General features: G+C 66.7%; 23 protein-coding genes. 15 read left to right on the forward strand and 8 right to left on the reverse strand.

Features of this window, described 5'->3' with window-relative positions:
- Positions 1–109 precede the first annotated feature (109 nt).
- On the forward strand, positions 110–1285 hold the full coding sequence (locus KDK82_RS02495) for an alpha-hydroxy acid oxidase (RefSeq protein ID WP_034396710.1): 1176 nt from the start codon (positions 110–112) through the stop codon (positions 1283–1285).
- Positions 1286–1348: 63 nt separating this feature from the next.
- Here the strand turns inward: KDK82_RS02495 and KDK82_RS02500 are convergent, their stop codons facing one another.
- Positions 1349–3049 (reverse strand): 2-isopropylmalate synthase, encoded by a 1701-nt coding sequence (locus KDK82_RS02500; RefSeq protein WP_088163958.1) that lies wholly within the window; start codon positions 3047–3049, stop codon positions 1349–1351.
- A 296-nt stretch (positions 3050–3345) separates the two neighbouring features.
- Here KDK82_RS02500 and KDK82_RS02505 point away from each other — a divergent pair, with 296 nt between their 5' ends.
- Positions 3346–4188 (forward strand): helix-turn-helix transcriptional regulator, encoded by an 843-nt coding sequence (locus KDK82_RS02505; protein ID WP_088165417.1) that lies wholly within the window; start codon positions 3346–3348, stop codon positions 4186–4188.
- 15 nt (positions 4189–4203) lie between these two features.
- Here KDK82_RS02505 and KDK82_RS02510 read toward each other — a convergent pair whose 3' ends face one another.
- Positions 4204–4752, reverse strand: a complete 549-nt coding sequence (locus KDK82_RS02510) for a DUF3455 domain-containing protein (RefSeq protein ID WP_088163959.1) — start codon at positions 4750–4752, stop codon at positions 4204–4206.
- Between the two features lie 313 nt (positions 4753–5065).
- On the opposite strand from KDK82_RS02510, the gene KDK82_RS02515 reads away from it, so the two are divergent.
- The 5 genes from KDK82_RS02515 to KDK82_RS02535 all read left to right on the forward strand — a co-directional run bounded on the left by KDK82_RS02515 (position 5066) and on the right by KDK82_RS02535 (position 10802).
- A complete protein-coding gene (locus tag KDK82_RS02515) occupies positions 5066–5650 on the forward strand; it encodes an RNA polymerase sigma factor (protein WP_012207088.1) in 585 nt (194 codons plus the stop codon).
- Positions 5651–5687: 37 nt separating this feature from the next.
- Complete coding sequence (locus tag KDK82_RS02520) at positions 5688–6515, forward strand: anti-sigma factor (RefSeq protein WP_043821459.1); 828 nt, start codon at positions 5688–5690, stop codon at positions 6513–6515.
- 232 nt (positions 6516–6747) lie between these two features.
- Positions 6748–7686, forward strand: coding sequence for a DMT family transporter (locus tag KDK82_RS02525; RefSeq protein WP_088163960.1), 939 nt, complete (start codon positions 6748–6750; stop codon positions 7684–7686).
- A gap of 42 nt (positions 7687–7728) precedes the next feature.
- Positions 7729–9051, forward strand: coding sequence for a DNA polymerase IV (locus tag KDK82_RS02530; RefSeq protein ID WP_088163961.1), 1323 nt, complete (start codon positions 7729–7731; stop codon positions 9049–9051).
- A 191-nt stretch (positions 9052–9242) separates the two neighbouring features.
- Positions 9243–10802 (forward strand): PAS domain-containing methyl-accepting chemotaxis protein, encoded by a 1560-nt coding sequence (locus KDK82_RS02535; protein WP_088163962.1) that lies wholly within the window; start codon positions 9243–9245, stop codon positions 10800–10802.
- A 22-nt stretch (positions 10803–10824) separates the two neighbouring features.
- Here the strand turns inward: KDK82_RS02535 and queF are convergent, their stop codons facing one another.
- The 4 genes from queF to KDK82_RS02555 all read right to left on the reverse strand — a co-directional run bounded on the left by queF (position 10825) and on the right by KDK82_RS02555 (position 16820).
- Positions 10825–11673, reverse strand: coding sequence for an NADPH-dependent 7-cyano-7-deazaguanine reductase QueF (gene queF / locus KDK82_RS02540; protein ID WP_088163963.1), 849 nt, complete (start codon positions 11671–11673; stop codon positions 10825–10827).
- 155 nt (positions 11674–11828) lie between these two features.
- Positions 11829–12713 (reverse strand): 2OG-Fe(II) oxygenase, encoded by an 885-nt coding sequence (locus tag KDK82_RS02545; protein WP_012207082.1) that lies wholly within the window; start codon positions 12711–12713, stop codon positions 11829–11831.
- 80 nt (positions 12714–12793) lie between these two features.
- The gene (gene yaaA / locus KDK82_RS02550; RefSeq protein ID WP_012207081.1) at positions 12794–13579 is read right to left on the reverse strand and encodes a peroxide stress protein YaaA; all 786 of its coding nucleotides are present in this window, start codon (positions 13577–13579) and stop codon (positions 12794–12796) included.
- A 118-nt stretch (positions 13580–13697) separates the two neighbouring features.
- Positions 13698–16820: an Rne/Rng family ribonuclease gene (locus KDK82_RS02555; RefSeq protein ID WP_088163964.1), complete on the reverse strand. Its 3123-nt coding sequence runs from the start codon at positions 16818–16820 to the stop codon at positions 13698–13700.
- Between the two features lie 535 nt (positions 16821–17355).
- Here KDK82_RS02555 and KDK82_RS02565 point away from each other — a divergent pair.
- From KDK82_RS02565 to KDK82_RS02580, 4 genes are read left to right on the forward strand one after another with little or no spacing between them, the layout of a single operon-like run.
- Positions 17356–18417 (forward strand): RluA family pseudouridine synthase, encoded by a 1062-nt coding sequence (locus KDK82_RS02565; protein WP_034396692.1) that lies wholly within the window; start codon positions 17356–17358, stop codon positions 18415–18417.
- Positions 18418–18441: 24 nt separating this feature from the next.
- Positions 18442–19128 carry an HAD family hydrolase gene (locus tag KDK82_RS02570; protein WP_012207078.1) on the forward strand — a complete coding sequence of 229 codons (687 nt, stop codon included), beginning with the start codon at positions 18442–18444 and terminating at the stop codon, positions 19126–19128.
- Between the two features lie 49 nt (positions 19129–19177).
- Positions 19178–19546, forward strand: coding sequence for a Rieske 2Fe-2S domain-containing protein (locus KDK82_RS02575; RefSeq protein WP_013800985.1), 369 nt, complete (start codon positions 19178–19180; stop codon positions 19544–19546).
- Between the two features lies 1 nt (position 19547).
- A complete protein-coding gene (locus KDK82_RS02580) occupies positions 19548–20594 on the forward strand; it encodes a S49 family peptidase (protein ID WP_012207076.1) in 1047 nt (348 codons plus the stop codon).
- Positions 20595–20679: 85 nt separating this feature from the next.
- On the opposite strand, the gene KDK82_RS02585 is transcribed toward KDK82_RS02580, so the two are convergent.
- Complete coding sequence (locus tag KDK82_RS02585) at positions 20680–21471, reverse strand: SAM-dependent methyltransferase (protein WP_013800987.1); 792 nt, start codon at positions 21469–21471, stop codon at positions 20680–20682.
- Positions 21468–22088 carry a Maf family nucleotide pyrophosphatase gene (locus KDK82_RS02590; RefSeq protein ID WP_063328139.1) on the reverse strand — a complete coding sequence of 207 codons (621 nt, stop codon included), beginning with the start codon at positions 22086–22088 and terminating at the stop codon, positions 21468–21470. The genes KDK82_RS02585 and KDK82_RS02590 overlap by 4 nt, the downstream gene beginning before the upstream one ends.
- Before the next feature lie 25 nt (positions 22089–22113).
- On the opposite strand from KDK82_RS02590, the gene KDK82_RS02595 reads away from it, so the two are divergent.
- The 4 genes from KDK82_RS02595 to KDK82_RS02610 all read left to right on the forward strand — a co-directional run bounded on the left by KDK82_RS02595 (position 22114) and on the right by KDK82_RS02610 (position 25128).
- Positions 22114–22671 (forward strand): DUF177 domain-containing protein, encoded by a 558-nt coding sequence (locus KDK82_RS02595; protein WP_034396686.1) that lies wholly within the window; start codon positions 22114–22116, stop codon positions 22669–22671.
- Positions 22672–22808: 137 nt separating this feature from the next.
- A complete protein-coding gene (gene rpmF / locus KDK82_RS02600; RefSeq protein ID WP_012207072.1) occupies positions 22809–22991 on the forward strand; it encodes a 50S ribosomal protein L32 in 183 nt (60 codons plus the stop codon).
- Between the two features lie 113 nt (positions 22992–23104).
- Positions 23105–24145: a phosphate acyltransferase PlsX gene (gene plsX / locus KDK82_RS02605; protein ID WP_013800990.1), complete on the forward strand. Its 1041-nt coding sequence runs from the start codon at positions 23105–23107 to the stop codon at positions 24143–24145.
- Between the two features lie 5 nt (positions 24146–24150).
- Positions 24151–25128 (forward strand): beta-ketoacyl-ACP synthase III, encoded by a 978-nt coding sequence (locus KDK82_RS02610; RefSeq protein WP_088163965.1) that lies wholly within the window; start codon positions 24151–24153, stop codon positions 25126–25128.
- The last annotated feature ends 11 nt before the right edge of the window (positions 25129–25139 follow it).

Raw genomic sequence — 25139 nt, forward strand, 5'->3', positions numbered from 1 at the left:
TCAATCGGCGCACAAATCACTTCAAACCCGAACGGGTGACTGGAACGCGCACTGCGCACTACCATGCTCGGCAGTCCCGCGGCATGCGGGTTCCAGAAAGCCAGAAAACGTGTCCACCGACCTTTCCAAAATCACCTGCATCGAAGACCTGCGCGTCGTGGCCCAGCGCCGCGTGCCGCGCATGTTCTATGACTACGCCGACTCGGGCTCCTACACCCAGGGCACCTACCGCGCCAACGAGGACGACTTCCAGAAGATCAAGCTGCGCCAGCGCGTGGCCGTGAACATGGAGGGGCGCAGCACGCGCACCACCATGATCGGCCAGCAGGTGGCCATGCCCGTGGCCATTGCGCCCACGGGCCTGACCGGCATGCAGCACGCCGATGGCGAGATCCTGGGCGCGCGCGCGGCCCAGGCCTTCGGCATTCCGTTCACGCTGTCCACCATGAGCATCTGCTCCATCGAGGACATTGCCGAGCACACGGCCCGCCATCCGTTCTGGTTCCAGCTCTATGTGATGCGCGACCGCCGGTTCATGGAGCGTCTGATCGAGCGCGCCCGTGCCGCCAACTGCTCGGCCCTGGTGCTGACGCTGGACCTGCAGATCCTGGGCCAGCGCCACAAGGACATCAAGAACGGCCTGTCCACGCCCCCGAAGCCCACGCTGCGCAACCTGGCCAACCTGGCAACCAAGCCGCACTGGTGCCTGGGCATGCTGGGCACCAAGCGCCGCACCTTCGGCAACATCGTCGGCCATGTGGATGGCGTGGCCGACATGAGTTCGCTGTCGTCGTGGACCGCCAGCCAGTTCGACCCCAGCCTGAACTGGGGCGATGTGGAGCGCATCAAGAAGCTCTGGGGCGGCAAGCTCATCCTCAAGGGCGTCATGGACGCCGAGGACGCGCGACTGGCGGCCGACAGCGGCGCCGATGCGCTCATCGTCAGCAACCACGGCGGCCGCCAGCTCGACGGCGCACCCTCGTCCATCGAGGCGCTGCCCGGCATTGCCGAGGCGGCGGGCAAGGACATCGAGGTCTGGATGGACGGCGGCATCCGCAGCGGCCAGGACGTGCTCAAGGCGCGTGCCCTGGGCGCCCAGGGCACGATGATCGGCCGCAGCTTCCTCTACGGCCTGGGCGCCTACGGCCAGGACGGCGTGACGCGCGCACTGCAGATCATCCAGAAGGAGCTGGAGACCACGATGGCCTTCTGCGGCCATACGCAGATCGATACCGTGGACCGCAGCATCCTGCTGCCCGGAACCTATCCGGGCGCCGTGCGCTGAACCGGCAAAAGCCGCACGAAAAAAGGACCGCCTTGGCGGTCCTTTTTCCTTTCAGGCTGCGCCTCAGGCTTGGGCAGGTACGCGCCGGCTTTCCGGCTGCGCCGCCACCAGCCGGCCCGCCGCATGCAGCACGGCCAGGACGGACGCGGTCACGATGTTGGCATGGCGCCCCGCGCCGAAGCGCGTGCCCGCCACGCCGGGCAGGGCGGCCTCGACGATGGCCAGCGCCATGGCCCCGGCGCCCTGGCCCAGGCTGCGCTCCTCGTAGTGGTCAATGCGCAGCGCCACGCCCAGGTGCTGGCCGAGGGCGGCGGCCACGGCATCGATGGGGCCGCTGCCTTCGCCATACAGCTGCAGCCGAAGGCCGTCTGGCCGGACCACTTCCAGCGCAATGCCCTGGCCCTGGGCGCTGTCGAACAGGTGGTGGCTGCGGTAGTGCCAGGGAAGCTGCAGGGGTGAGAGGTAGGTCGCCTCGAACAGCTTCCACAGGTCGTCGCTGGCCAGCTCGGCCTCGCAGGCGTCCGCCTGTTTTTGCACCACGGCGCTGAACTCCACCTGCATGCGCCGCGGCATGGTCACGCCATGGTCGCGCTGCAGCAAAAAGGCAATGCCGCCCTTGCCCGACTGACTGTTGACGCGAACGATGCTGTCGTAGGTGCGGCCCAGGTCCTGCGGGTCGATGGGCAGGTAGGGAACGCGCCAGGGCGCATCGGGCCGCTGCGCCGCAAAGCCCTTGGCGATGGCGTCCTGGTGCGAGCCCGAGAACGCCGTGAACACCAGGTCGCCCACATAGGGGTGGCGCGGGTGGATGGGCAGGGCCGTGCATTCCTCCGCAATGCGCGCCACGGCGGCGATGTCCGAGAAGTCCAGTCCCGGCGCGATGCCCTGCGTGTAGAGGTTCAGCGCCAGCGTCACCACATCGAGGTTGCCGCTGCGCTCGCCATTGCCGAACAGGCAGCCTTCCACGCGCTGAGCGCCGGCAAGCAGCGCCTGCTCGGCGCAGGCCACGCCCGTGCCCCGGTCGTTGTGCGGGTGCACGGACAGCACGATGTGCTCGCGCCGCTCCAGGCGGCGGTGCATCCACTCGATCTGGTCGGCGAAGACATTGGCCGTGCTCACCTCCACCGTGGTCGGCAGGTTGATGATCATGGGCCGTGCGGGGCCTGCATCCCAGGCGCGGATGGCTGCGTTGCACACGGCCAGCGACACGTCGAGCTCGGCCATGCAGAAGGTCTCTGGCGAGTACTGCAGCACCCATTCGGTCTCGGGGTGGGCATCGGTCAGTTCGCGCAGCAGGGCGATGTGGTGCTCCACCATGGCGATGATCTCGGGCACCTGCATGCCGAAGACGATCTCGCGCCAGGCCGGGGCAATGGCGTTGTAGAAGTGCACGATGGCGCGCCGCGCTCCGGCCACGCTGTCCACCGTGGCGCGGATCAGGTCCTCGCGCAACTGGGTGATGACCATGGGCGTCACGTCGCCGGGGATCAGCCCGTTGTCGATCAGGTGGCGCACGATGCCGTAGTCGGTCTGCGAGGCCGAGGGAAAGCCCACCTCGATCTCCTTGAAGCCTATGCGCACCAGTTCATGGAACAGGCGCAGCTTGCGCTCGCGGTTCATGGGCTCGAACAGGGCCTGGTTGCCATCACGCAGGTCGGTGGACAGCCACACGGGCGCCTGGCTCAGCTGGCGTGAGGGCCATTGGCGCTCGGGCAGGTCGACGGCGGGGAAGGGAAGGTATCTGGACGCGGGATTCTTCAGCATGCGGGCCTCGCAGGAAACACTGGGGTTTGCAGCCACCGGATCGGCCGGCGGCCCCGCTCTCCTGGCTTCCCGGTGTGGGGAAGCTGCGCCAGGCCGGGATCAGGGAGAGTCGGTGCGAAATGCGGCGCCTGCGCAGGCGCCCGGACCCCGGCCATGGGCCAGGGATAGTAGGGAGGGCGAGGGCAGGCGGTGCATGGTGCGATGGCGGTGAATCACAGGGAACAGGTGTCAGTTTGCGGGCAGGGTGCTTGTCTGTCTTTATAGAATTTCTCATTTTCTATATGGATCTGGACAATATGCGCACGACCCATGCCCCGGCTTCGGCAGCCGCCGTTCCCTGCAGCCATGCCGGGCTGCCCGAGCTGCAGGCCGCCGCACCGCTGCCGGTCACGGGCGTGGCCGCCGACTATCCGGCGGGGCTGGAGGTGGAGGAACACTCCCACGAATGCTGCCAGCTGCTCTACGCCGTGCAGGGGGTGCTGGAGGTGCGCGCAGGCAGCGGGCGCTGGGTGGTGCCGCCCACGCGCGGCGTCTGGCTGCGCTCGGGCGTGCCCCACGGCCTGCGCATGCGCGGCGCGGTACAGGTGCGCAGCCTGTTCGTCGATGCGCAGGCCGCTGCAGACCTGCCGGGTTCGGACTGCGTGATCGAGGTCTCTCCCCTGCTGCGCGAGCTCATCAGCGAGGTGGCGCGCTGGCCTGCATCGGCACCGCCGGGGCGGCGTGAATCCATGGTGGTCGAGCTATTGCTGCAGGAGCTGCGCCAGCCGCCCGTGGTGCCGTTTCACCTGCCCTGGCCGCAGGATACGCGCATGGCCGCTGTCTGCCATGCGCTGGCCGAGGCAGACGGGGCGGATGGCTTTGCCGCCGCAACCGCCACCGCCGCTGATTGGGCCGCGCGGCTGGCCATGGGCGAGAAGACTTTCCACCGCCACTTTCTGCAGGCCACGGGAATGAGTTTTGGCCGCTGGCGGCAGCGCGCGCGGCTGCTGTCGTCCATGCAGGCCCTGCTGGCCGGCCGGCCCATCGTGCAGGTGGCGCTGGAGGCCGGCTATGAAAGCCACAGCGCCTATTCGCTGGCCTTCAGGCGCCAGTTCGGCATGCCGCCCTCGGCCTTCGGGGCCAGGGGCGACAGGCCGTAGGAGGGCCGGGCCGCGTCAGGCGGCCTTCCAGATGATGTAGTCGGCCTGGTACTGCACGACCTGCTTCTGGCCCAGCGTGGAGCTGTTGCAGGCCATGGCAGGGGCCACGCCGCCGCGCGTGGCCACGCGCTGGATATAGGTCACGCCCTGCATGGCGCCCATGCCGGTGGCGGGCTCGGCCTTGACCAGCTGAATGGGAATGTTGCCCGCGCTGGACGGCGCCACGGCGACCTGGGTGGCCGTGACCTTGGAGCCGTCCTGGTGCGCCCAGGTGGCGGGCGGGCCGAAGTAGCGGCCGATGACGCGGCCCTGGCGGTCCGTCAAACGCGCATCGGGGCCGACAAAGGCCCATTCCTGCTCCATCGCCTGGTCCTTCTTGGCGCGGCATTCATAGGTGATCTGGCCTATGCCCACCGTCTCCATGGCAACCTTGTGGCCTGCGGGCACCTGCACGGCGGCCGGCAGGTCGGACTGGGAATAGCTCTTGCCCATGTCCATGGAGGAGCAGGCGCCAAGGGTCAGTGCGGCCATGGTGGCCAGGCCGAGGGGGAGGATGTAGCTCATGAAGGTCTCCAGATCGATGGGTTGAGGTGTGTCGCCTTGAACCGCTGTCCGGGGCGCGACACAGGGAATACGCAGCAAGGCAGCGGCTGGATTCACCTGAATGGAAAAAAAATTTATCCGCATCCGGTTCGCAATGCGCTGCGTATTGCTCACGGAGGGCCGGTGCAAGCCGGGAGACCCCTGCCAGACCTTCTGCAACCCCCCGGCTGAGCACCGATATGCCCCTTGAATCCGATCGAAAGACAGAACAAGCCCCCGGGCGGCCACGCAACAGTGCGGGCCATGGGGCCGCCCGCTCGCCCACAATGCGTGCATGGGCACCACACCAACCGACCAAGAGCTGATGGACCTTCTGGACCGCATCGCAGCGCAGGACGAGCCCGCGCTCCGCAGCCTGTACGAGGCCACCTCGTCCCGGCTGTACGGGCTGGCGTTGCGCATCCTGCGGCACAAGGACTGGGCCGAAGACGTGCTGCAGGACAGCTACCTGCACATCTGGCGCAGCGCCTCGGGATACCGGGGCACGCTGAGCCCGCCGCTGGCCTGGATGGGCCTGGTGGTGCGCAGCCGGGCCCTGGACTTTCTGCGCCGGCGCCGCGCCGAACGCCTGCACCTGAACGAAGAGTTCGACGAGGCGCAACTGGCGGCCCATGGCGGCGGGGACGATGAAAGCCAGGGCCCGCTGCAACTGGCCGAGGCCAGCGAACAGGCCGTGGCGCTGTACCAGTGCCTGGAGCGGCTGGAAGGCCGCCAGCGCGAGGTGGTCAGCCTGGCCTATCTGCGCGACCTCAGCCATGGCGAGCTGGCGGGCCAGCTGCAACTGCCGCTGGGCACGGTCAAGACCTGGATACGGCGCGGCCTGGAGCAGCTGCGCCGCTGCCTGTCACGCCATGCGTGAAGCAGTTGACATGCTCTGAGCGGCCAAAGGATTTGCCATGAATATTTCCCGACACCCCGAACTGCTGGACCGGCTGGCCGCCGCTTACGCCCTGGGCACGCTGCGGGGCGCGGCACGCCGCCGCTTCGAGCAACTGGCCCGTGACCAGGCCCCGGTGCGCGCCGCCGCCCTGCTGTGGCAGGGCCGCTGGTCGGCCCTGTCCGAAATGCAGGCGCCCGTGCGCCCTGACGATGCGGTCTGGGTCCGTATCGACAACCTGCTGCAGGCCGAAAAGGCCCGCGCCGCCCAGGCGCACCGGCGGCGCGCCGACGATGCGCCTGGCATGGCCCGGCGCACGGAATCCGCCGTGGGCCGCGCCCTGGCTTGGTGGCGCGGCGCCGCCGTGCTGGGCGCCTGCGCCACCGTGGCGGCCGTGGCCGTGGGGCTGTGGTCGCACCAGGACCTGCGCCAAAGCGGCGAGCGCCAGCTGGCCGTGCTGAACAACCAGCTGCAGGCCACCCAGGCTGCGCTGCAGGCCGCGCCCCAGATCCAGTACGTGGCCGTGCTGGCCGACGACAAGGCCGATGCCTCCATGCTCGTGACCTTCGACCCCGGCAAGAACACCCTGGTGCTGCAGCGCGTGGGCGACTTCCATGAGGCCTCCGACAAATCACTGCAGCTGTGGGCCCTGCCGCCCCAGGGCGGCCCGCAATCGCTGGGCGTGCTGGGACGCGACAAGCTGGTCAAGCTGACCGCCGCGGCCGCCGAGGTCCAGGGCGTGCCTGCCCTGGCCATCAGCCTGGAGCCCAAGGGCGGCGTGCCCAGCCAGACCGGGCCCACGGGACCGGTGCTGTTCAAGGGTGCGTTGATCCGGCGCGACCTGTAGCGCGCCGCGCAGGCCCGCTCGCCATTGACGACGGCCGTGCTGCTGCACAACGCAGCCTGCTTGCCCTGGCCAGAGCAGGGCGCGCGTGCAGCGCTGGCTGGCCGGCCTCTGTTTCGCTGCCGGGCGCGGCAGCCTTCTCCAAGCGCGTGCGCCTGGTGCCCGACCGGCGGCTATGCTGGCCGGCACTCAGTCGCCCGCGCCTTGCCGGCGGTGCCTTCCCTTTTTTGCCGACATGCTTTCTTCCCTCCAAGACCTGACCTGGCTGTGGGTGCCCGTGGTGCTGTTCGCCGCAGCCGCCCAGACCGTGCGCAACACGGCGCAGCGCTCGCTGACCGCCGAGCTCGGCACCCTGCCGGCCACCCTGGTGCGCTTTCTGTACGGCCTGCCGTTTGCCGGCATCTACCTGCTGGCGCTGTACCTGGGAGGCGATGGCGCCTGGACGCTGCCCCGGTTCTCATGGGCCTACCTGGGCTGGATCGCGCTGGGGGCCTTCTTCCAGGTCGCGGCCACGGCGGCGCTGCTGCTGGCCATGAAGGAGCGCAACTTCGCCGTGGCCGTCACCCTGTCCAAGACCGAGGTGCTGCAGGTGGCCCTGTTCGCCGGCATCTTCCTGCATGAGTTGCCCACCGCCGTGGCGCTGGCGGCCATGGCGCTGGCCACCTTTGGCGTGCTCATCCTGTCGCTGCCGCCGCGCGGCCAGATGCTGTCGCTGTCGGCTTGGGCCAGCCGCTCGGCACTCTACGGCCTGGCCTGCGGTGCCTGCTTTGCCATTGCCACCGTGGGCTATCGGGGCGGCGCCGTGGAACTGGCGCGCCTGGGCGAGATATCTCCCTGGCTGTCAGGCGCCTGGGGCGTGCTGATCGCCCAGCTCATGCAGACCCTGGGCCTGGGCGCCTGGATCGCGCGCACCCACGCGCAGGGCCTGCGCCCCATCTTCCGCGCCTGGCGCGTCTCGCTGCTGGCCGGCGGCATGGGCGCGGCCGCCTCGCTGGCCTGGTTCACCGCCTACGCCATGCAGGGCGCGGCACCCGTGCGCACGCTGGGCATGGTCGAGGTGGTGTTCAGCTACATCGTCTCGCGCCGCGTGCTCAGCGAAAGCCTGAGCCGCCAGGAAATGATCGGCATGGCTCTGATGGTGCTGGGACTGGTGCTGATCTGCCTGCAGGGATGAATGGTCCGGGGCCTGTGTGAACAAGCCCTGTGGGCTGTATGAATGCACAGTTGCCGCAATAATGGCGGCGTGCCTGAAACGACACCCACGACACCCACGACACCCACAAGCCCTGCCGATGCTGCGCCCCCGCGCCGCATCGCCCACCTGGACATGGACGCCTTCTATGCCTCGGTGGAGCTGCTGCGCTATCCGCAGCTCAAGGGGCTGCCCGTGGTCATCGGCGGCGGACGCCGCGCGCACGACGAGGCGCTGGACGCGCGCTACGCCGGCCGGCTGCACGAGATTCCGGTGGACGAGTTCTCGCGCCTCAAGGACTACGTGGGCCGGGGCGTGATCACCACGGCCACCTACCCGGCGCGCCAGTTCGGCGTGGGCTCGGCCATGGGCATGATGAAGGCCGCGCGCCTGTGCCCCCAGGCCATCATGCTGCCCGTGGACTTTGCCGAGGTGCGGCGCTTCTCGCGCATGTTCAAGGAGATCATCGTCTCCATCGCCCCGCTGATGGAGGACCGCGGCGTGGACGAGGTCTACATCGACTTCACCGATGTGCCCGGTGGCCAGCGCGAAGGCGGGCGCGTGCTGGCGCGGCTGATCCAGAAAACCATCACCGACGCCACGGGCCTGACCTGCTCCATCGGCGTGGCGCCCAACAAGCTGCTGGCCAAGATGGCCAGCGAATTCAACAAACCCAACGGCATCTCCATCGTCCAGCCCGACGATCTGCAGGCCGTGATCTGGCCGCTGGCCTGCCGCAAGATCAACGGCATAGGCCCCAAGGCCGATGCCAAGCTGCAATCGCTGGGCATACAGACCATTGGCGAGCTGGCCACGCAAAGCCTGCCCCAGCTCGTGCAATGGTTTGGCCTCGCCTACGGCAACTGGCTGCATGGCGTGTCCTGGGGGCGCGACGAGCGGCCCGTGGTGACGCACAGCGAGCCCGTCTCCATGAGCCGCGAAACCACCTTCGAGCGCGACCTGCACGCCGTGCGCGACCGGGCCGAACTGAGCGCCATCTTCACCGACCTGTGCGAGCGCCTGGCCCAGGACCTGCAGCGCAAGGGCTACATGGGCCGCACCGTCGGCATCAAGCTGCGCTACGACGACTTCAAGACCGCCACGCGCGACCACACGCTGGAGCTGCCCATGGCCGATGCCGCCACCCTGCGCCGCGCCGCAGGCCAATGCCTCAAGCGCGTGCCCCTGGCCAAGCGGCTGCGCCTGCTGGGCGTGCGCGTGGGCAACCTCGTTCGCACGGCCGACTGGAACGCTACCGCCCACGACCCGCTGGCGCGCGAGCAACTGCTCAGGGGACCGGCCCAGCCCGCGCCGGACAGCGATCCCTTTACACCTCAACTGTTCTGAATCATCACCACAAATCTGGCGCACACGCTGTAAGACCATGCACCAGTTCCGAGCATGAGACTGCGGTTGCCGTGCTGTGAGATGATTTGGAAATGTGAATTTGTGTTTCCGTTTGATGGATTCCGGTGGCTTCAGAGCGTTTTGCCATGCCATTTCACAAGAACAAGAGACATCCCAAAGGAGTGGTACCCATGCGCGTGAATTTGCCCGTCAGCCAGCTCAACTACGACTTTCCGGGCGATGAGCTGCTGGTATCCGTCACCAACACCAAGGGCGAGATCACCCATTGCAACCCAGCCTTCGTGCGGGTCAGCGGCTATACCTACGAGGAACTGATCGAGCAGCCGCACAACCTGATCCGCCACCCGGACATGCCTGCCGCCGCCTTCAAGGACATGTGGCGCACCATCGCCCACGGCTACCCGTGGACCGCCCTGGTCAAGAACCGGCGCAAGAACGGCGACCACTACTGGGTGCGCGCCAACGTCACGCCCATCATGGAAGGCGGCCGGCCGCGCGGCTACCTGTCGGTGCGCACCAAGCCCCGGCCGGACGAGATCGAGGCCGCCGAAGCCCTCTATGCCCGCATGCGCGCCGAAGCCGATGCCGGCCAGGAAACCCTGCGACTGCGCGGCGGCGAACTGCGCCGCCTGGGCCTGGCCGGTCTGTGGGACCGCCGCAGCGACCTGGGCCTGACAGCCCGCATGGCGCTGATGCTGGGCGGCGTGGGCCTGGCGGCCATGCTGCCCGACCTGCTGGGCTGGCAGGGCGCCACAGCCTGGGGCACGCGCCTGGCCGCCTTGCTGGCGGGGGGCAGCTTTGTGCTGTGGCGCTTCCAGCAGCGCTGCGTGGCGGGCCTGGAGCAGGCCAGCGGCTTTGCCGCCGACATTGCCAGCTGCCAGCTGGGCACCAACATGCAGCACGACTACAGCGGCCCCATGGGCGCCCTGATGCAGCGGCTGCAGCAAATCCAGATCAACCTGCGCGCCGTGGTCGGCGACGTGCGCACCGAAATGCGCGGCTTTGCCACCACCGCCCACGAGATCGCCCAGGGCAGCTTCGACCTCGCGCAGCGCACAGAATCCCAGGCCACCAGCCTGCAGCAGACGGCGGCCTCGATGGAAGAGATATCAGGCACCGTGGCGCAGACCGCCGACACGGCCCAGCTCATGGCCCATGAAAGCGACCAGAGCCGCCAGGTCGCCGGCAAGAGCGGCGCCGCCATCCAGGAAGTGGGCGCTGCCATGGAGCACATCCGCGGCTCCTCGCGCCGCATGGGCGAGATCATCGGTGTGATCGAAAGCATTGCCTTCCAGACCAACCTGCTGGCCCTGAATGCCGCCGTCGAAGCCGCACGCGCAGGCGAGCAGGGCCGCGGCTTTGCCGTCGTGGCCGGCGAAGTGCGTGCCCTCGCCCAGCGCAGCGCCTCGGCCGCCAAGGAAATCAGCGGCCTCATCAACCGCACCGTGGACGGCATCAACGATGGCAACGCCCGCATGGACGCCGCAGGCCGCACCATCGACGGCATGGTCGACGCCGTGGGCCGCGTCAGCGACCTGGTCCACCAGATCAGCATCGCCACGCGCGAACAATCCGTAGGCATCGCCCAGGTCAACGACGCCGTGGCCCAGCTCGACTCCGTCACCCAGCAAAACGCCGCCCTGGTCGAACAATCGGCCGGCGCAGCGGGCTCGCTGCGCGCCAGCGCCCAGTCGCTGGAGCGGTCGCTGGAGGTGTTTACGTTGCGGTGAGGGGAAGGGCCGGCCGCCTCTTTTACTGCCGCGCCGAGCGCACGTTGGCCGGCAAGGAGCCAGGATGGCTGGTGCGGAACGGGTTGATGTCCAGGCCGCCACGGCGCGTGTAGCGTGCGTAGACCGAGAGCTTGAGGGGGCGGCAGCGCGTCCAGATGTCCATGAAGATGCGTTCCACGCATTGCTCATGGAATTCGTTGTGGTTGCGAAAGCTCACCAGGTATTGCAGCAGGCCTTCCTGGTCGATCTGCGCGCCGCTGTAGCGGATCTGCACGCTGCCCCAGTCGGGCTGGCCCGTGACCAGGCAGTTGCTCTTGAGCAGGTGGCTGACCAGGGTTTCGGTGACGGGGCCTTCTTCATGGTTGGCGCGCAGCAGCTCGGGGGCGGGCTGGTATTGCGTGCACTCCACATCCAGGCGGTCCAGCAGCAGACCGTCGAGCTCCTGCACCATTTCCTGGTCGAAGCGGTCCAGGCCGATGATCTTCACGCCGATGCTTCCCTTTTGCTCGCTGCCGCGCCACAACGCTTCGGCCAGGTCGGTGCGCAGGCGTGCCTGGACTTCGGCCGCGTCGGCCAGGCGGGTGTTGTTGAAGCTGTTGAGGTAGAGCTTGAAGGACTTGCTTTCGATGAGATTGGGGGTCTCGCAGGGAATCGTGAAATGCACGAGCGCCACCTGCGGCTTGCCGCGCAGGTTGAGCCAGGACAGCTCGAACGCCGTCCACAGGTCGGCGCCGAAGAAGGGCATCTGGCTGCCCTGAATGCCGATTTCTTCGCGCTTGGGCGCGCGGGGCAGGGGGAACAGCAGCGAGGGGGCGTACTGGTCGATGTAGGCGGAGCTTTTGCCCAGCTGGGATTGTTCGGGAGTGTTCATGGAAAAAGGGCCGGCCGTGCCGGCGCTGGTCAGGCCTGGACGGTCCGCGCGGAGCGCGTGGACCCAGGCTTTGAAGCTAACTGAATTTCCATGCCCGCAGGCATGGGTGGCCATATAAGGTCAATAAGGGTGGGTGCGCCCGGGTTCGCTGGTTATTAGTGGAATTCGCGCTCGCGCAGCCATTTGGTGGCGATCCATTTTTCGCCGGCCAGCACGGGCGCGCCGCCGTGCAGGGTACGCGTGGAGGGGTCGGGGCGTTCATAGCTGAAGAAGACGGCGTTGCCCCGGCGCGGCACGACTTGCAGCGGCACTTCGGGAAAGATGGTGGCGCCGCCCCGTTCGGGCTCGTTCAGGTAGATGACCAGGGTGCCCACGCGCTGGCCGCCGCGTTTGAGGATGGTGGGCGTGCCGGGTTCGCCGGGCGCGAAGTAGTCGTGGTGGGGCTTGTATTCGGCGCCCGGGCCGTAGTGCAGCACCTGCAGGCCCTCGCCATGGTCCAGCGGCCAGCGCAACAGGCGGGCGATGCGTTCTTCCAGCTGGCTGACGATGCCGGTTTCCCCGCGCTGGAAGAACATGCCGTTGCTGGTTCGGTCGTCATTGATCTCTTCGCCGCCGCTTTGCGTGGCCACGGTGAGCGAGCGCGCCATGCGCGGACGCGCGGCGGCGATGATGGCGTCGCACTCCTCGTGCGAGAGCAGGTTGCCGAAGACCACGATGCGCGGGTTGCGCATGCTGACCAGCACCTGGACCTGGCGGTCGCCGACATCGATGCTGCTGGGGTCCTGGGCAAGGTCCGGTTCGGGCAGGCTCGAGGCCGAAACGACGACGGCCGGTGGCGACACCTCGCCCTGTTCGGGCAGGTCCAGCGCCCGCCTTGCCAGTTCTTCGCTCCAGCCCACGTCGCGCATGGAGCGCAGCAGGGCCGCAGGCCCTATGCCGGATGCACGCTGGTCGCGCACCCATTGCATGAGTTCAGGAGTGAGACCCACGGGCAGGTCCTGCGCGGCGGTCTGGGAATCTGGTGAGGATTTGAGGCTCATGGCGTGCAGTGCGGCCCTTGCCGCAGTGAATGGACTCCAAAGGCATCGAGGCCGGGGCCGGCCGGTGGGGCCGGCGAGGCTCAGTCAGCGGTCTTGCGACGGAACACCAGGCGCGCAGGCGTCGAGGAAGCTGGCGCCAGCGCGTAGCCCTCCAGATCGAAGGCTTCGAGTTCAGCCGCGCTGCGAGCGCGTCGTTGTATGGCAAATCGTGCCATCAGCCCGCGCGCACGTTTGGCATGGAAGCTGATGATCTTGTAGGCGCCGTTCTTGTAATCCTCGAATGCGCATTCCACCACCGGGGGCTTGAGGTGCTTCAAGTCTACCGATTTGAAGTATTCCTGCGAAGCCAGGTTGACGATGACGCGCTCGCCCGCCGGCTGCCGGGCCGCGCGCTGGTTCAGATGCTCGGCAATGCGGCTGCCCCAGAACTGGTAGAGATTGCTGCCATGCGCGGTTTCCAGCCGGGTGCCCATTTCCAGGCGGTAGGGCTGCATGCGGTCCAGCGGGCGCAGCACGCCGTACAGGCCGCTGAGGATGGCCAGGTGCTGCTGGGCCCAGTCCAGGTCCTCGGCATCCAGGCTGCGTGCCTGCAGGCCCTCGTAGACATCGCCGTTGAAGGCCAGCAGCGCCTGCCGGGCGTTGGTGGCCGTGAAGCGCGGGCTGAAGGCCTCGTAGCGCGCCACGTTGAGCGCGGCCAGCTTGTCGCTGATGCCCATCAGTTCCGACAGTTGCTGGGGCGACTGGCGGCGCAGCACTTCGATCAGCTCCAGCGGCTGTTCGGAGAAGACGGGCAGCGTGTGCGGCAGTTTCGGGGGCAGTGGCGTGTCGTAGTCCAGCGATTTGGCGGGGGAGAGCAGCAACAGCATGGCGGGACGGAAGCTCCTGGAAAGAGGTGGACGGAAGGCGTGGGGAGACGGATGAGGTGAGGGCGGAGGCGGAAACAAACAGGGGCCGCGAGGGCCCCTGTGTTGTCACTGTCTGTGGTCAGACCTGGGCCGCGCCCTGTGGCTGCGGCTGCTGCTCGAACGGCAGTTGCAGCTCGCTGAGGTCCTTGCGTGTTTCCACGAGGATCAGCGGGCCGTCATCCAGAGCGACCACGGGCGGGCGCTCGCGCACGACGCGCTCGGGCTGCGGTTCGGCGGCGATGGCCGCCTGGGCTGCTGCCACCTTGTCGGCATCGGAGCCCACCCATTGCAGACCAGAAGCGGCGGCCAGCGCCTGCAGCTCGGACATGGGCAACTGGTAGGCCTGGACCTTGGGCAGGCCGCGTTCGGCGGTTGCTTCAACGGCCTTGGCTGCTGCGGGCGCGACTGCCACTGCGGCAGGAGCGGCCACGGGTGCAGATGCCACCACGAGGGCGGGTGCGACCGGCGCGGGGGTCACCGCAGCCACGGGCGCGGGAGCGGCAATCTGCTGCTCGGGCACGGGGGCCGCGACGGGTTGCTGCACCGCTTGGGCTGCTGCAGCTGCTGCGGGCTGCGCAGGCACTTGCGCTTCGGCCATGGCTTCAGGAGCCTGGGCTTCGGCGGCAGGGCTGGCTGCGTTGAAGTAGCTGCGGCGGGCAGGCTGGTCCTGCTCGGGAGCGGCGGCTTCGAAGGACTGGACGGCTTCGCCCTCCGCTTCGCGCGGTGCGCGCTCTGCACGGTCACCGCGATCGCCACGCTCGCGGCGGTCACGGCCATAGCGGTCGCGCGAACGGCGCTGGCGCGGCTGCTCTTCGCCGGAGGCGGGGGCAGCATTGTCCAGGGACGGGTCCTGTTGCTGGGCCTGGTTGTCCAGGTTCTCTTCGGTCTCGGGAGCGACTTCGAACTGGCGAGGCTGGCGCTCGCTGCGTTCGGCGCGTTCACCACGTTCACCGCGCTCGCCACGTTCGCGGCGACCTTCACCGCGCTCCTGGCGCTCGCCACGCGGGGCGCGCTCGGGACGCTGCTCGATGGTGCTGCCATCTGCAGCGACAGCGGCCACGCCGTTCACGGCTTCCAGCGGCTGGCGGCTTTCACCGTCACGGCTGCGTTCACCACGGCCACGGCGTTCGCCGCGGTCGGCGCGCTCACCGCGCTCGCCTCGATCCGGGCGCTCTCCACGCTCCGGGCGTTCACCGCGTTCAGTGCGCTCACCACGCTCGGCATTGCGGCGGTTGCGATCACCGTTGCCGGCCTGGCGTTCGGCATTGGGGGCGCCAGCGCGCTCGCCATTGCGCTCCGAGCGCTCGCCACGCTCACCATTGCGTTCGTTGCGGCGGCCACGGTTGTCGTTGCGGCCATCACGGCGTGCTTCGCGAGCGGGGGCTTCGGCGGCCGGAGCAGGCGCTGCGACCGGCGCAGGTGCCGCGCTAAAGCCGAACAGGCTCTTGAGCCAGGCAAAGAAGCCTTGCTCGCGGACCACGACGGGGGCGACGGCCGGTGCGGGCGCTGCAGCGGTTGCCGCAGGCTTGGCATCGCGCTGCTGGCCGTTGGCCGGGCGGTTGCGGCTGCCTTCGGGACGGGGCTCGGCAATAGGGGCCGGCATGTCGGGCAGCACACCCTTGATCATGGGCGTCTGCTTGTTGGTGGGCTCCTGCGAGCGGCGCGTCACCGTGGTTTCCGTGTCCAGCTCTTCGGCCAGCTTGTAGCTGGCTTCCATGCTTTCCAGGCGCACGTCGTCGTGCTTGAGGCGCTCGAGCTTGTAGTGCGGCGTGTCCATGGACTTGTTGGGAACCATGATCACGTTGACGCGCTGCTTGAGTTCGATCTTGGTGATCTCGCCGCGCTTTTCGTTGAGCAGGAAGCTGGCCACTTCCACGGGCACCTGGCAGTGCACGGCGGCCGTGTTGTCCTTCATGGACTCTTCCTGGATGATGCGCAGGATCTGCAGCGCCGAGCTTTCCGTGTCACGCACGTGGCCGGAGCCACCGCAGCGCGGGCAGTTGATGTGCGCGCCTTCGGACAGGGCGGGCTTGAGGCGCTGGCGGCTCATCTCCATGAGGCCGAACTTGCTGATGGTGCCGAACTGCACGCGGGCACGGTCCTGGCGCAGCGCGTCGCGCAGGCGGTTCTCGACCTCGCGGCGGTTCTTGCTCTCCTCCATGTCGATGAAGTCGATGACGATCAGGCCGCCCAGGTCACGCAGGCGCATCTGGCGCGCGACTTCGTCGGCGGCTTCCAGGTTGGTGCGTGTGGCGGTTTCCTCGATGTCGCCGCCCTTGATGGCGCGGGCCGAGTTCACGTCGATGGAGACCAGCGCTTCGGTGTGGTCGATGACGATGGCGCCGCCCGAGGGCAGGGTCACGGTGCGCGCGTAGGCCGATTCGATCTGGTGCTCGATCTGGAAGCGGCTGAACAGCGGGGCGTCGTCACGGTAGCGTTTGACGCGGGCGGCATGCTCGGGCATGACGTGCTGCATGAACTGCTGCGCCTGCTCGTAGATGTCGTCGGTGTCGATGAGGATGTCGCCGATGTCGCCGTTGAAGTAGTCGCGGATGGCGCGGATCACCAAGCTCGATTCCTGGTAGATCAGGAAGGCGCCCTTGGCCGACTTGGCGGCGCCATCGATGGCGTTCCACAGCTTGAGCAGGTAGTTCAGGTCCCACTGCAGCTCGGGCGCGGTGCGGCCGATGCCGGCGGTGCGCGCAATGATGGACATGCCCTTGGGGTACTCAAGCTGGTCCATCGCCTCCTTGAGTTCGGCACGGTCCTCGCCCTCGATGCGGCGCGAGACGCCACCGCCGCGCGGGTTGTTGGGCATCAGCACCACGTAGCGGCCAGCCAGCGAGATGAAGGTGGTCAGGGCCGCGCCCTTGTTGCCGCGCTCTTCCTTCTCGACCTGGACGATCAGTTCCTGGCCTTCGCGGATGACTTCGTTGATGCGGGCCTGGCTGGGGGAGACGCCTTCGGCGAAATACTGCTTGGAGATTTCCTTGAAGGGCAGGAAGCCGTGGCGGTCCTCGCCGTAATCGACGAAGCAGGCCTCGAGGCTGGGCTCCACGCGCGTGACCACGGCCTTGTAGATGTTGCCCTTGCGCTGCTCGCGCCCTTCGATTTCGATTTCGTAGTCGAGCAGCTTCTGGCCATCGACGATGGCAAGGCGACGTTCTTCCGACTGCGTGGCGTTGATGAGCATCCGTTTCATGATGCGTTTCCTTTATTCGTTTTCTCTGGGGCGCGCCGGAGTGCAGCCTCTGCTGCCAGACCGTCACGCCTTTGACTTGTAATCAAAGACAGGCTCGCGAGGGAGCCGAGATGCCGGACTGACGCGTCGAAACGAAAGGAATCGCCGGATGCCTTGATGCTTGAGACCTGGCTCAAGTCAGCAATGGGGGCAAGGGCAGGGGGACGAGAGCGATGAGAGAGGCACGCCGTCCAGCTTCAAGCGAAGCTGCTGCACGTGCGGGGCAGGCGGGAGGCTTGGGGGCGGCAATGATCCTGGGCGCAGGCGTTTTCCTGCTCCACAGCGTGACCATCCATGCCCAAAAGATCCACATGCTCGCTTTTGATCCGCTGGCAGCGGTGGACGCCGGGTCCGACCCCTTCTGCCAGCTTGAGATTCCGTATCAGTGTTTCAATTCGTCAGCCACAACCGATGCAACGACGAATTTCGCAGGCCATCTTTTCCTGCTGTTTCGCGTGCATGACACCGGATGGCATCGACCTGCCTGTGCGGGGAAATGGTTGTTTGGACTAAACTCCATGAGAATCAACCACTTATAAATAGTTCGGCACAGGTGAAACACATTATAGAGGGCAAACCGGCAGACGACCGTTCCCTGAACGCAGCCACTGCCGCAGTGCGGCTGATCGAAGTCGATGACGATTCGGCCGGACAGCGGTTGGACAACTTTCTCATACGCCATCTCAAGGGCGTTCCCAAGACCCATGTCTATCGCATCATCCGCAGTGGAGAAGTGCGCATCAACAAAGGGCGCGTCAGTGCGGAAACCCGCGTTTCGACCGGCGACATCGTCCGCATACCGCCCGTGCGCATTTCCGAAAAAGTCGCCGAAAAGGCCGAGCGGCCAGCGCCAGCCAGGGATTTCCCCAGTCTGCTGGAAGACGAGCACCTGATCGCCATCGACAAGCCCGCCGGTGTGGCCGTACATGGCGGCTCGGGTGTGAGTTTTGGTGTCATCGAGCAATTGCGCCAGGCGCGGCCGCAAAGCCGTTTTCTGGAGTTGGTGCATAGGCTCGACCGCGAGACATCCGGCATCTTGCTGGTGGCCAAGAAGCGCTCGGCGCTGACGCATCTGCAGGACCAGTTCCGCGAACGCGAGACCGGCAAGACCTACCTGGCCCTGGTCCAGGGCACTTGGCCGGCCAACCACAAGGTGATTGATCTGCCGCTGCACAAATACCTGCAGGCCGACGGCGAACGCCGCGTGCGGGTGACCACGGCCGATGATCCTGACGGCATGCGTTCCGTCACGCTGGTGCGCGTTCGCAGCACGCTGGCGCCCCAGCCCCTGCTGGGACTGCCGGCCATGAGCTTGCTGGAGGTGACCATCAAGACCGGGCGCACGCACCAGATCCGCGTGCACCTGTCCAGCCAGGGGCACCCGATTGCGGGCGATGACAAATATGGCGACTTCGACCTGAACCGACGCCTGCAGAAACAGGGGCTCAAACGCATGTTCCTGCACGCATGGCGGCTACAGTTCACCCACCCGGCCAGTGGCGAGCGGGTGGAGCTGCGCGCCGAGCTTCCCGAAGAACTGGCCCGTTTCGCCGGCTGACGCTGGCTCTGACTCCTTGTAGATATGACAAATCCTGGTTCTTCCGAGATGCACCGTGCGCGCCGCTTCGATCTCATTGCCTTCGACTGGGATGGGACGCTGTCGGATTCCACCGCGGTGATCGTCAAGTGCATTCAGGCGGCCGTGGCCGATGTGGGGGGCACGCCTCCCAGCGATGAGGCGGCGTCCTATGTGATCGGCATGGCGCTGATGCCCGCATTGGCGCGTGCAGCGCCCGATGTGCCGCCCGAAAAATACCCCGAGCTGGGCAACCGCTATCGCCACCATTTCATCAAGCACCAGGACGACATCAGCCTGTTCGCCGGCGTGCTGCCCATGCTGGCGGCGCTGCGCGAGCGAGGGCACCTGCTGGCCGTGGCCACGGGCAAGAGCCGCCGTGGTCTTAACGATGCGCTGCAGGACCCGCAGCTGCGCGGCATGTTCGACAGCTCGCGCACGGCGGACGAGACCGCCGGCAAGCCGAATCCGCTGATGCTGCAGGAGTTGATGGCCGAATTTGGTGCGGACCCTTCGCGGGTGCTGATGATCGGCGACACCACGCACGACCTGGAACTGGCCCGCAATGCAGGCTGTGCCAGCGTGGGCGTGGGCTATGGCGCGCATCCCACCGACGGCTTTGGCGTGCTGAAGCCGTTGCATGTGGCGCAGAGTGTTGCGGATTTGCATCAGTGGCTGTTGGCCCATGGCTGAGTCGTCATGCCCGCGTCAGCGCGTGGATTCATGCTCGTGAGGTGTGCCGTTGACCGTTGAACGCATCGTTCTGTGCGCCAGCGATGCCTTGCAGGAAGGGGCGAATGCCGTGCCTTTCGACGTGGTCTACGCGGGTCATGCCTGCCGCGCATTCGCCATCCGCTTCGAGGGACAGGTGCATGCCTATCTGAATCGCTGCACCCATGTGGCCATGGAGATGGACTACCAGCCGGACCGCTTTTTCGATGACACCGGACGCTGGCTGCTGTGCGCCACCCATGGAGCGGCCTACGCTCCCGACAGCGGCGCCTGCGCTGGCGGGCCCTGCCGTGGCGGCCTTGTGAAAATCTCCCTGAGCGAAAGCGCGGGGGTGGTGCACTGGCATACTGCCGATAACCTGAAACCCGTCGAGTTCTGACATGACTTCCCCCATACCTCCGGAAAATCCTGGCTCCGCATCGCACCCATCCCCGGGTGCGGACCTGTGGGCCCGGGCCACGCCCGCCACGGCGGCTGCCGATGCGCGCACGGCGGCATCGAGCGGCTGGGAGCGGGAGGTGCTGGAAAAGCTGGTCTTCGCCACCATCAACGAGCAGCGTGCCTCGCGCCGCTGGCGCCTGTTTGGCCGCCTGCTGTGGACGGCGCTCATCCTCGTGGTGCTGTGGGTGCTGTTTGCCAAGGACACGGCGACCACGACCAGCTCCTCCCCGCACACGGCCGTGGTCGAGGTCAAGGGCGAGATCGCCGCAGGTGCCGACGCCAGCGCGGAATTTGTGGTGGCCGCCATGCGCAGTGCCTTCGAGGATTCGGGCTCGCGCGCCGTGGTGCTGCTGATCAACTCGCCGGGCGGCAGTCCTGTGCAGGCCGGCATCATCAATGACGAAATCGTGCGGCTCAAGGGCAAGTACGACAAGCCCCTGTATGCCGTGGTGGAAGAGACCTGCGCTTCGGCCGCCTACTACATTGCCGCCGCCGCCGATGAGATCTTTGTGGACAAGGCCAGCATCGTGGGCAGCATCGGCGTGCTCATGGATGGCTTTGGCTTCACCGGCGCCATGGAAAAGCTCGGCGTGGAGCGCCGCCTGCTGACGGCTGGCGAGAACAAGGGTTTCCTGGACCCGTTCAGCCCCATGTCCGAAGGGCAGCGCGAACATGCCCACAAGATGCTGGGCCAGATCCACTCGCAGTTCATCAACGTGGTCAAGGCTGGCCGAGGTGATCGCCTGCATGAGACGCCCGAGACTTTCAGCGGCCTGTTCTGGACCGGCCAGCAGGCGGTGGAGATGGGCCTGGCCGACAAGCTGGGCAGTCTTGACTATGTGGCCCGTGAAGTGGTCAAGGCGGAAGAGGTGGTGGATTACACGCGCCGCGACAACGTGGCCGAGCGCCTGGCCAAGCGTTTCGGCGCGGCTTTTGGCGGCGGTGCGGTGCAGGCACTGCGTTCCAGCCTCCCGGCTCTGCGCTGATTCTTGCGGGATTTCCCGCTCGGTCTGCCAAGACGAAAAAGCCCGCCTTCCTGTCGAAGGCGGGCTTTTTCGCTGGTGGGCGGCTTCAGCGGCCGATGGAGAACACCACCGGCGTGCGGTTGTCCGGCGCTTCCTTGTGCTGGCGCCATTCGCGCACCAGCCGGCTTTCGATGCGGGCGCTCTCCAGTGTCAGTCCGCAGGCCAACGCCAAACGGGTATGGGGTTGCAGTGTCTGCAGCAGGGCTTGCCAAAGCGCGGCGTTGCGGTAGGGCGTCTCGATGAACTGCTGGGTCTGGCCTTGGCGCAATGCCAGGGCTTCAAGCTCCTTGATGCGCTGCACCCGTCCACCGGCATCCTGGGGCAGGTAGCCCACAAAGGCATAGTTCTGTCCGTTGAGCCCGCTGGCGGCCAGCGCCAGCAGCAGCGATACGGGTCCGATCAGCGGCACGACACGTATGCCCAAATCGTGCGCGGCACGCACGATGGAGCTGCCGGGGTCGGCCACGGCGGGCATTCCGGCCTCGCTGACCAGTCCCATGTCGTGTCCGGCCAGCAAGGGGGCGAGCAGTGGCTTGGCGTCAAAGACGGCGGCACCCTTGTCACCATGGTCCCCTTTCTTGTGGGCCTCGCGCGGCAGCTCGGTGATCTGCTGGGTCTGCAAGGGCTGGGCCAGTGCATGCAGCGCGTCGATGCGCTTGAGATAGGCGCGTGTGCTCTTGGCGTTTTCGCAGATCCAGTGGGTCAACCGTGCAGCGGTGCGCAGTGTCCCATCGGGCAGGACCTGCGTCAGCGGCGTTTGCTCATCGCAGCCGAAGTCCAGCGGCGCGGGCACCAGGTAGAGCGTTCCTGTCAGAGGCTTGGTGATGGCATCGCTCATGGCAGCACGGCTCCTGCGGCGCGCAGCAACTGGCATGTGCGGATCAGCGGAAGGCCGATCAGTGCCGTGGGGTCGTCGCTGACGATGGCGTCGAGCAGGGCAATGCCCAGGCCCTCGCTCTTGGCGCTGCCTGCGCAGTCATAAGGCTGCTCGGCGCGCAGGTAGCGCTCGATTTCCGCATCGTTGAGATCGCGAAAGCGCACCTGAACCGTCACCACGTCGGTTTCGGAAAAGCCGGTTTCCTGGCAGACCACGCTCACGGCAGTGTGGAAATTCATCTGGCGCCCGCTCATCTGGCGCAACTGTTCGGTGGCGCGTTCATGGTTGCCGGGCTTGGACAGCGGCAGGCCATCGAGCTCGGGCACCTGGTCGGAGCCGATGACAACGGCGCCGGGGTGCAGTGCAGCCACGGCCTGGGCCTTGGCCAGGGCCAGGCGCAGGGAAAGGGCGTGCGGTGTCTCTCCGGCCAGAGGTGTTTCATCGACTTCCGGGGAGACGGTCTGGAATGGCAGCCGCAGCCGCTCCAGGAGTTCGCGGCGGTAGCGTGAGGTGGAGCCAAGGATCAGGGGACGCGCCAGGCCGGGAGCCTGGGCTAAGGCGGGGTGGGGAGCTTGCATGCCCGGATTCTCTTACACTGCCCGCATGAGCAAGGAATTTTCTGCGGCCCGCCTCGATGTTCGCGCTTTCGCGCAATCGCAGGGCCATCTTCAGGACCAGACAACACTGTCAGTCTTCCCGCGTCTGGCCCAGGATGCGCAGCCGGATGCCGGTGACACGCACGGCCAGGTACACTGGCAGGCGGACGGCGAGCTGGTCGAGCAGACCGGCGGCCCCGGTCAGGTGTGGCTGCATCTGCAGGCCGATGCCGTCGTGCCCATGGTGTGCCAGCGCTGCCTGGCCCTGGCGCCCATCACCCTGCAGGTTGATCGGTCTTTTCGCTTTGTTGCGGATGAAGCCACAGCCGAGTCCGAGGACGATGAAAGCGATGAGGACCTGCTGGTGCTCAGCCGCGAGTTCAATCTGCTCGAACTCATAGAGGACGAGTTGCTCATGGAGCTGCCCGTGGTGCCGCGTCACGATGTCTGCCCCGAGTCTGTGAGCTTGCAGTCCAGCGACGCGGACTTCGAGCAGGCCATCGAGGACAAGCCCAATCCGTTCGCCGTCCTTCGCGGCCTGGATGTGGGCAAATCCGCAGACTGATCGAGATGCCCGGAAAAAAGGTCGAGGCCGGGAAAAGCGATTGCGCTATAATCAAGGGCTTCGCGCGAAACCCCCTCGTGTCTTTAATGGGCTGATCGCGTTTTTTACCAACCCTTTTCAGATACACAGGAGCCATCATGGCTGTTCAGCAGAACAAGAAGTCCCCCTCCAAGCGCGGTATGCACCGTTCGCACAATGCACTGAATGTGCCTGGCATCGCCGTGGAACCCACCACGGGTGAAACCCACCTGCGTCACCACATCAGCCCCAACGGCGTGTACCGCGGCCGTCAAGTGCTGAAGAACAAGTCCGAAGCCTGACCTTCGACCGTTCCCGCAGAGCCCGCGGCTACAGTTTTCGTAGCGCGGGCTTTTGTTTTTTCTGATGGCCGTTCCTATCTTTCCAGGCCTTGCAACAGGCTTGCCAGTCGCTCATGATCACTTTGGCCGTTGACTGCATGGGGGGTGATCACGGCCCCCGCGTCACGCTCGCGGCGTGCCGCCAGTTCCTCGATTCCCATTCCGACGCCCGGCTGCTGCTGGTCGGCCAGCCTGATGCGCTGGCTGGCTTTGCGCATGAGCGCGCCAGCGTGGTGCCGGCCTCGGAAGTCGTCGGCATGGATGACCCGATCGAGGTGGCGCTGCGCAGGAAGAAGGATTCCTCGATGCGCGTCGCCATCCAGCAGGTCAAGGATGGCCAGGCTGCTGCTGCCGTGTCTGCTGGAAATACGGGTGCGCTGATGGCCATCTCGCGCTACCTGCTCAAGACGCTGGATGGCATCGATCGCCCTGCCATCGCTCCCCAGTTGCCCAATGCCAAGGGTGGTGCCACCACGGTGCTGGACCTGGGTGCCAACGTGGATTGCTCGGCCGAGCATCTGCTGCAGTTCGCCGTCATGGGCTCGGCCCTGGTGTCTGCGCTGAACAACGAAGAGGCGCCTTCGGTGGGCCTGCTCAATATCGGCGAAGAGCAGATCAAGGGCAGCGAAGTCATCAAGCGTGCGGGCGAACTGTTGCGCGCGGCCGGCAAGGCCGGTCACCTGAACTTCTACGGAAACGTCGAAGGCAACGATATCTTCAAGGGCACGACCCAGGTCGTGGTCTGTGACGGCTTTGTGGGCAACGTGGCCCTCAAGTCTTCCGAGGGGGTGGCGTCCATGATCTCCAATGCCCTCAAGCAGGAGTTCAAGCGCAACATCTTCACCAAAATGGCTGCAATCGTTGCCTATCCGGTGCTAACTGCGCTGATGAATCGCGTGGACCATCGGCGTCACAACGGTGCGGCGCTGCTGGGCCTTCGTGGGCTGGTGTTCAAAAGCCATGGGTCAGCCGATGCCTTGGCTTTCGAGCACGCGCTGAACCGCGCGTATGATGCGGCCCGCAACAACCTGCTCGACCGTGTCCGTACCCGCATCTCCGCAGCCCTGCCTCTTTTGCTGGCTGCGCAGTCGGAATCAGGACCGTCGGCGCCCTAATACAGATGAGACGCTACGCACGCATCACCGGCACGGGCAGCTACCTGCCACCCCGCCGACTCACCAATCACGATCTGGCAGCCGAACTGGCCCAGCGTGGCATCGAGACCTCGAACGAGTGGATCGTCGAGCGCACCGGCATCCATGCCCGTCACTTTGCCGCGCCCGACGTGGCCAGCAGCGATCTGGCCCTGGAGGCGTCGAAGAAGGCGCTGGAGGCCGCTGGCTGCCAGCCACAGGACATCGACCTGATCATCGTCGCCACCTCGACGCCCGACATGGTCTTCCCGTCCACTGCCTGCATCCTGCAGAACAAGCTTGGCGCCAACGGCTGCGCGGCCTTTGACGTGCAGGCTGTGTGCAGCGGCTTTGTCTACGCGCTCACGGTGGCCGATGCCATGATCCAGTCCGGCGCCGCAAGCCGCGCGCTGGTGGTGGGTTCCGAAGTCTTCAGCCGCATCCTTGATTTCAACGACCGCACGACCTGCGTGCTGTTCGGCGACGGCGCCGGCGCGGTGGTGCTGGAGGCGTCCGATCAGCCTGGGATCCTGGCGTCCGACCTGCATGCCGATGGCAAACATGTCGGCATCCTCTGCGTGCCGGGCAATGTGTCCGGCGGCCAGGTGCTCGGCGATCCGCTGCTGAAGATGGATGGACAGGCCGTGTTCAAGCTGGCGGTCGGCGTGCTGGAAAAGGCCGCCCGCGCGACGCTGGACAAGGCAGGGCTCACCGATGCCGACATCGACTGGCTGATCCCTCACCAGGCCAACATCCGCATCATGCAAAGCACGGCGCGCAAGCTCAAGCTGTCCATGGACAAGGTGGTGGTGACCGTGGACCAGCATGGCAATACCTCGGCCGCCTCGATCCCGCTGGCGCTGGACCACGGCGTGCGCAATGGCCAGGTCAAGCCCGGGCAGACCGTGCTGCTGGAAGGCGTGGGCGGTGGCTTCACCTGGGGTGCGGTGCTTCTCAAGATGTGATGCGGGATGCC

Origin of the sequence: Delftia sp. K82 (genome assembly GCF_002193035.1) — a bacterium.
In the GTDB taxonomy this organism is placed as follows: domain Bacteria; phylum Pseudomonadota; class Gammaproteobacteria; order Burkholderiales; family Burkholderiaceae_C; genus Comamonas; species Comamonas acidovorans.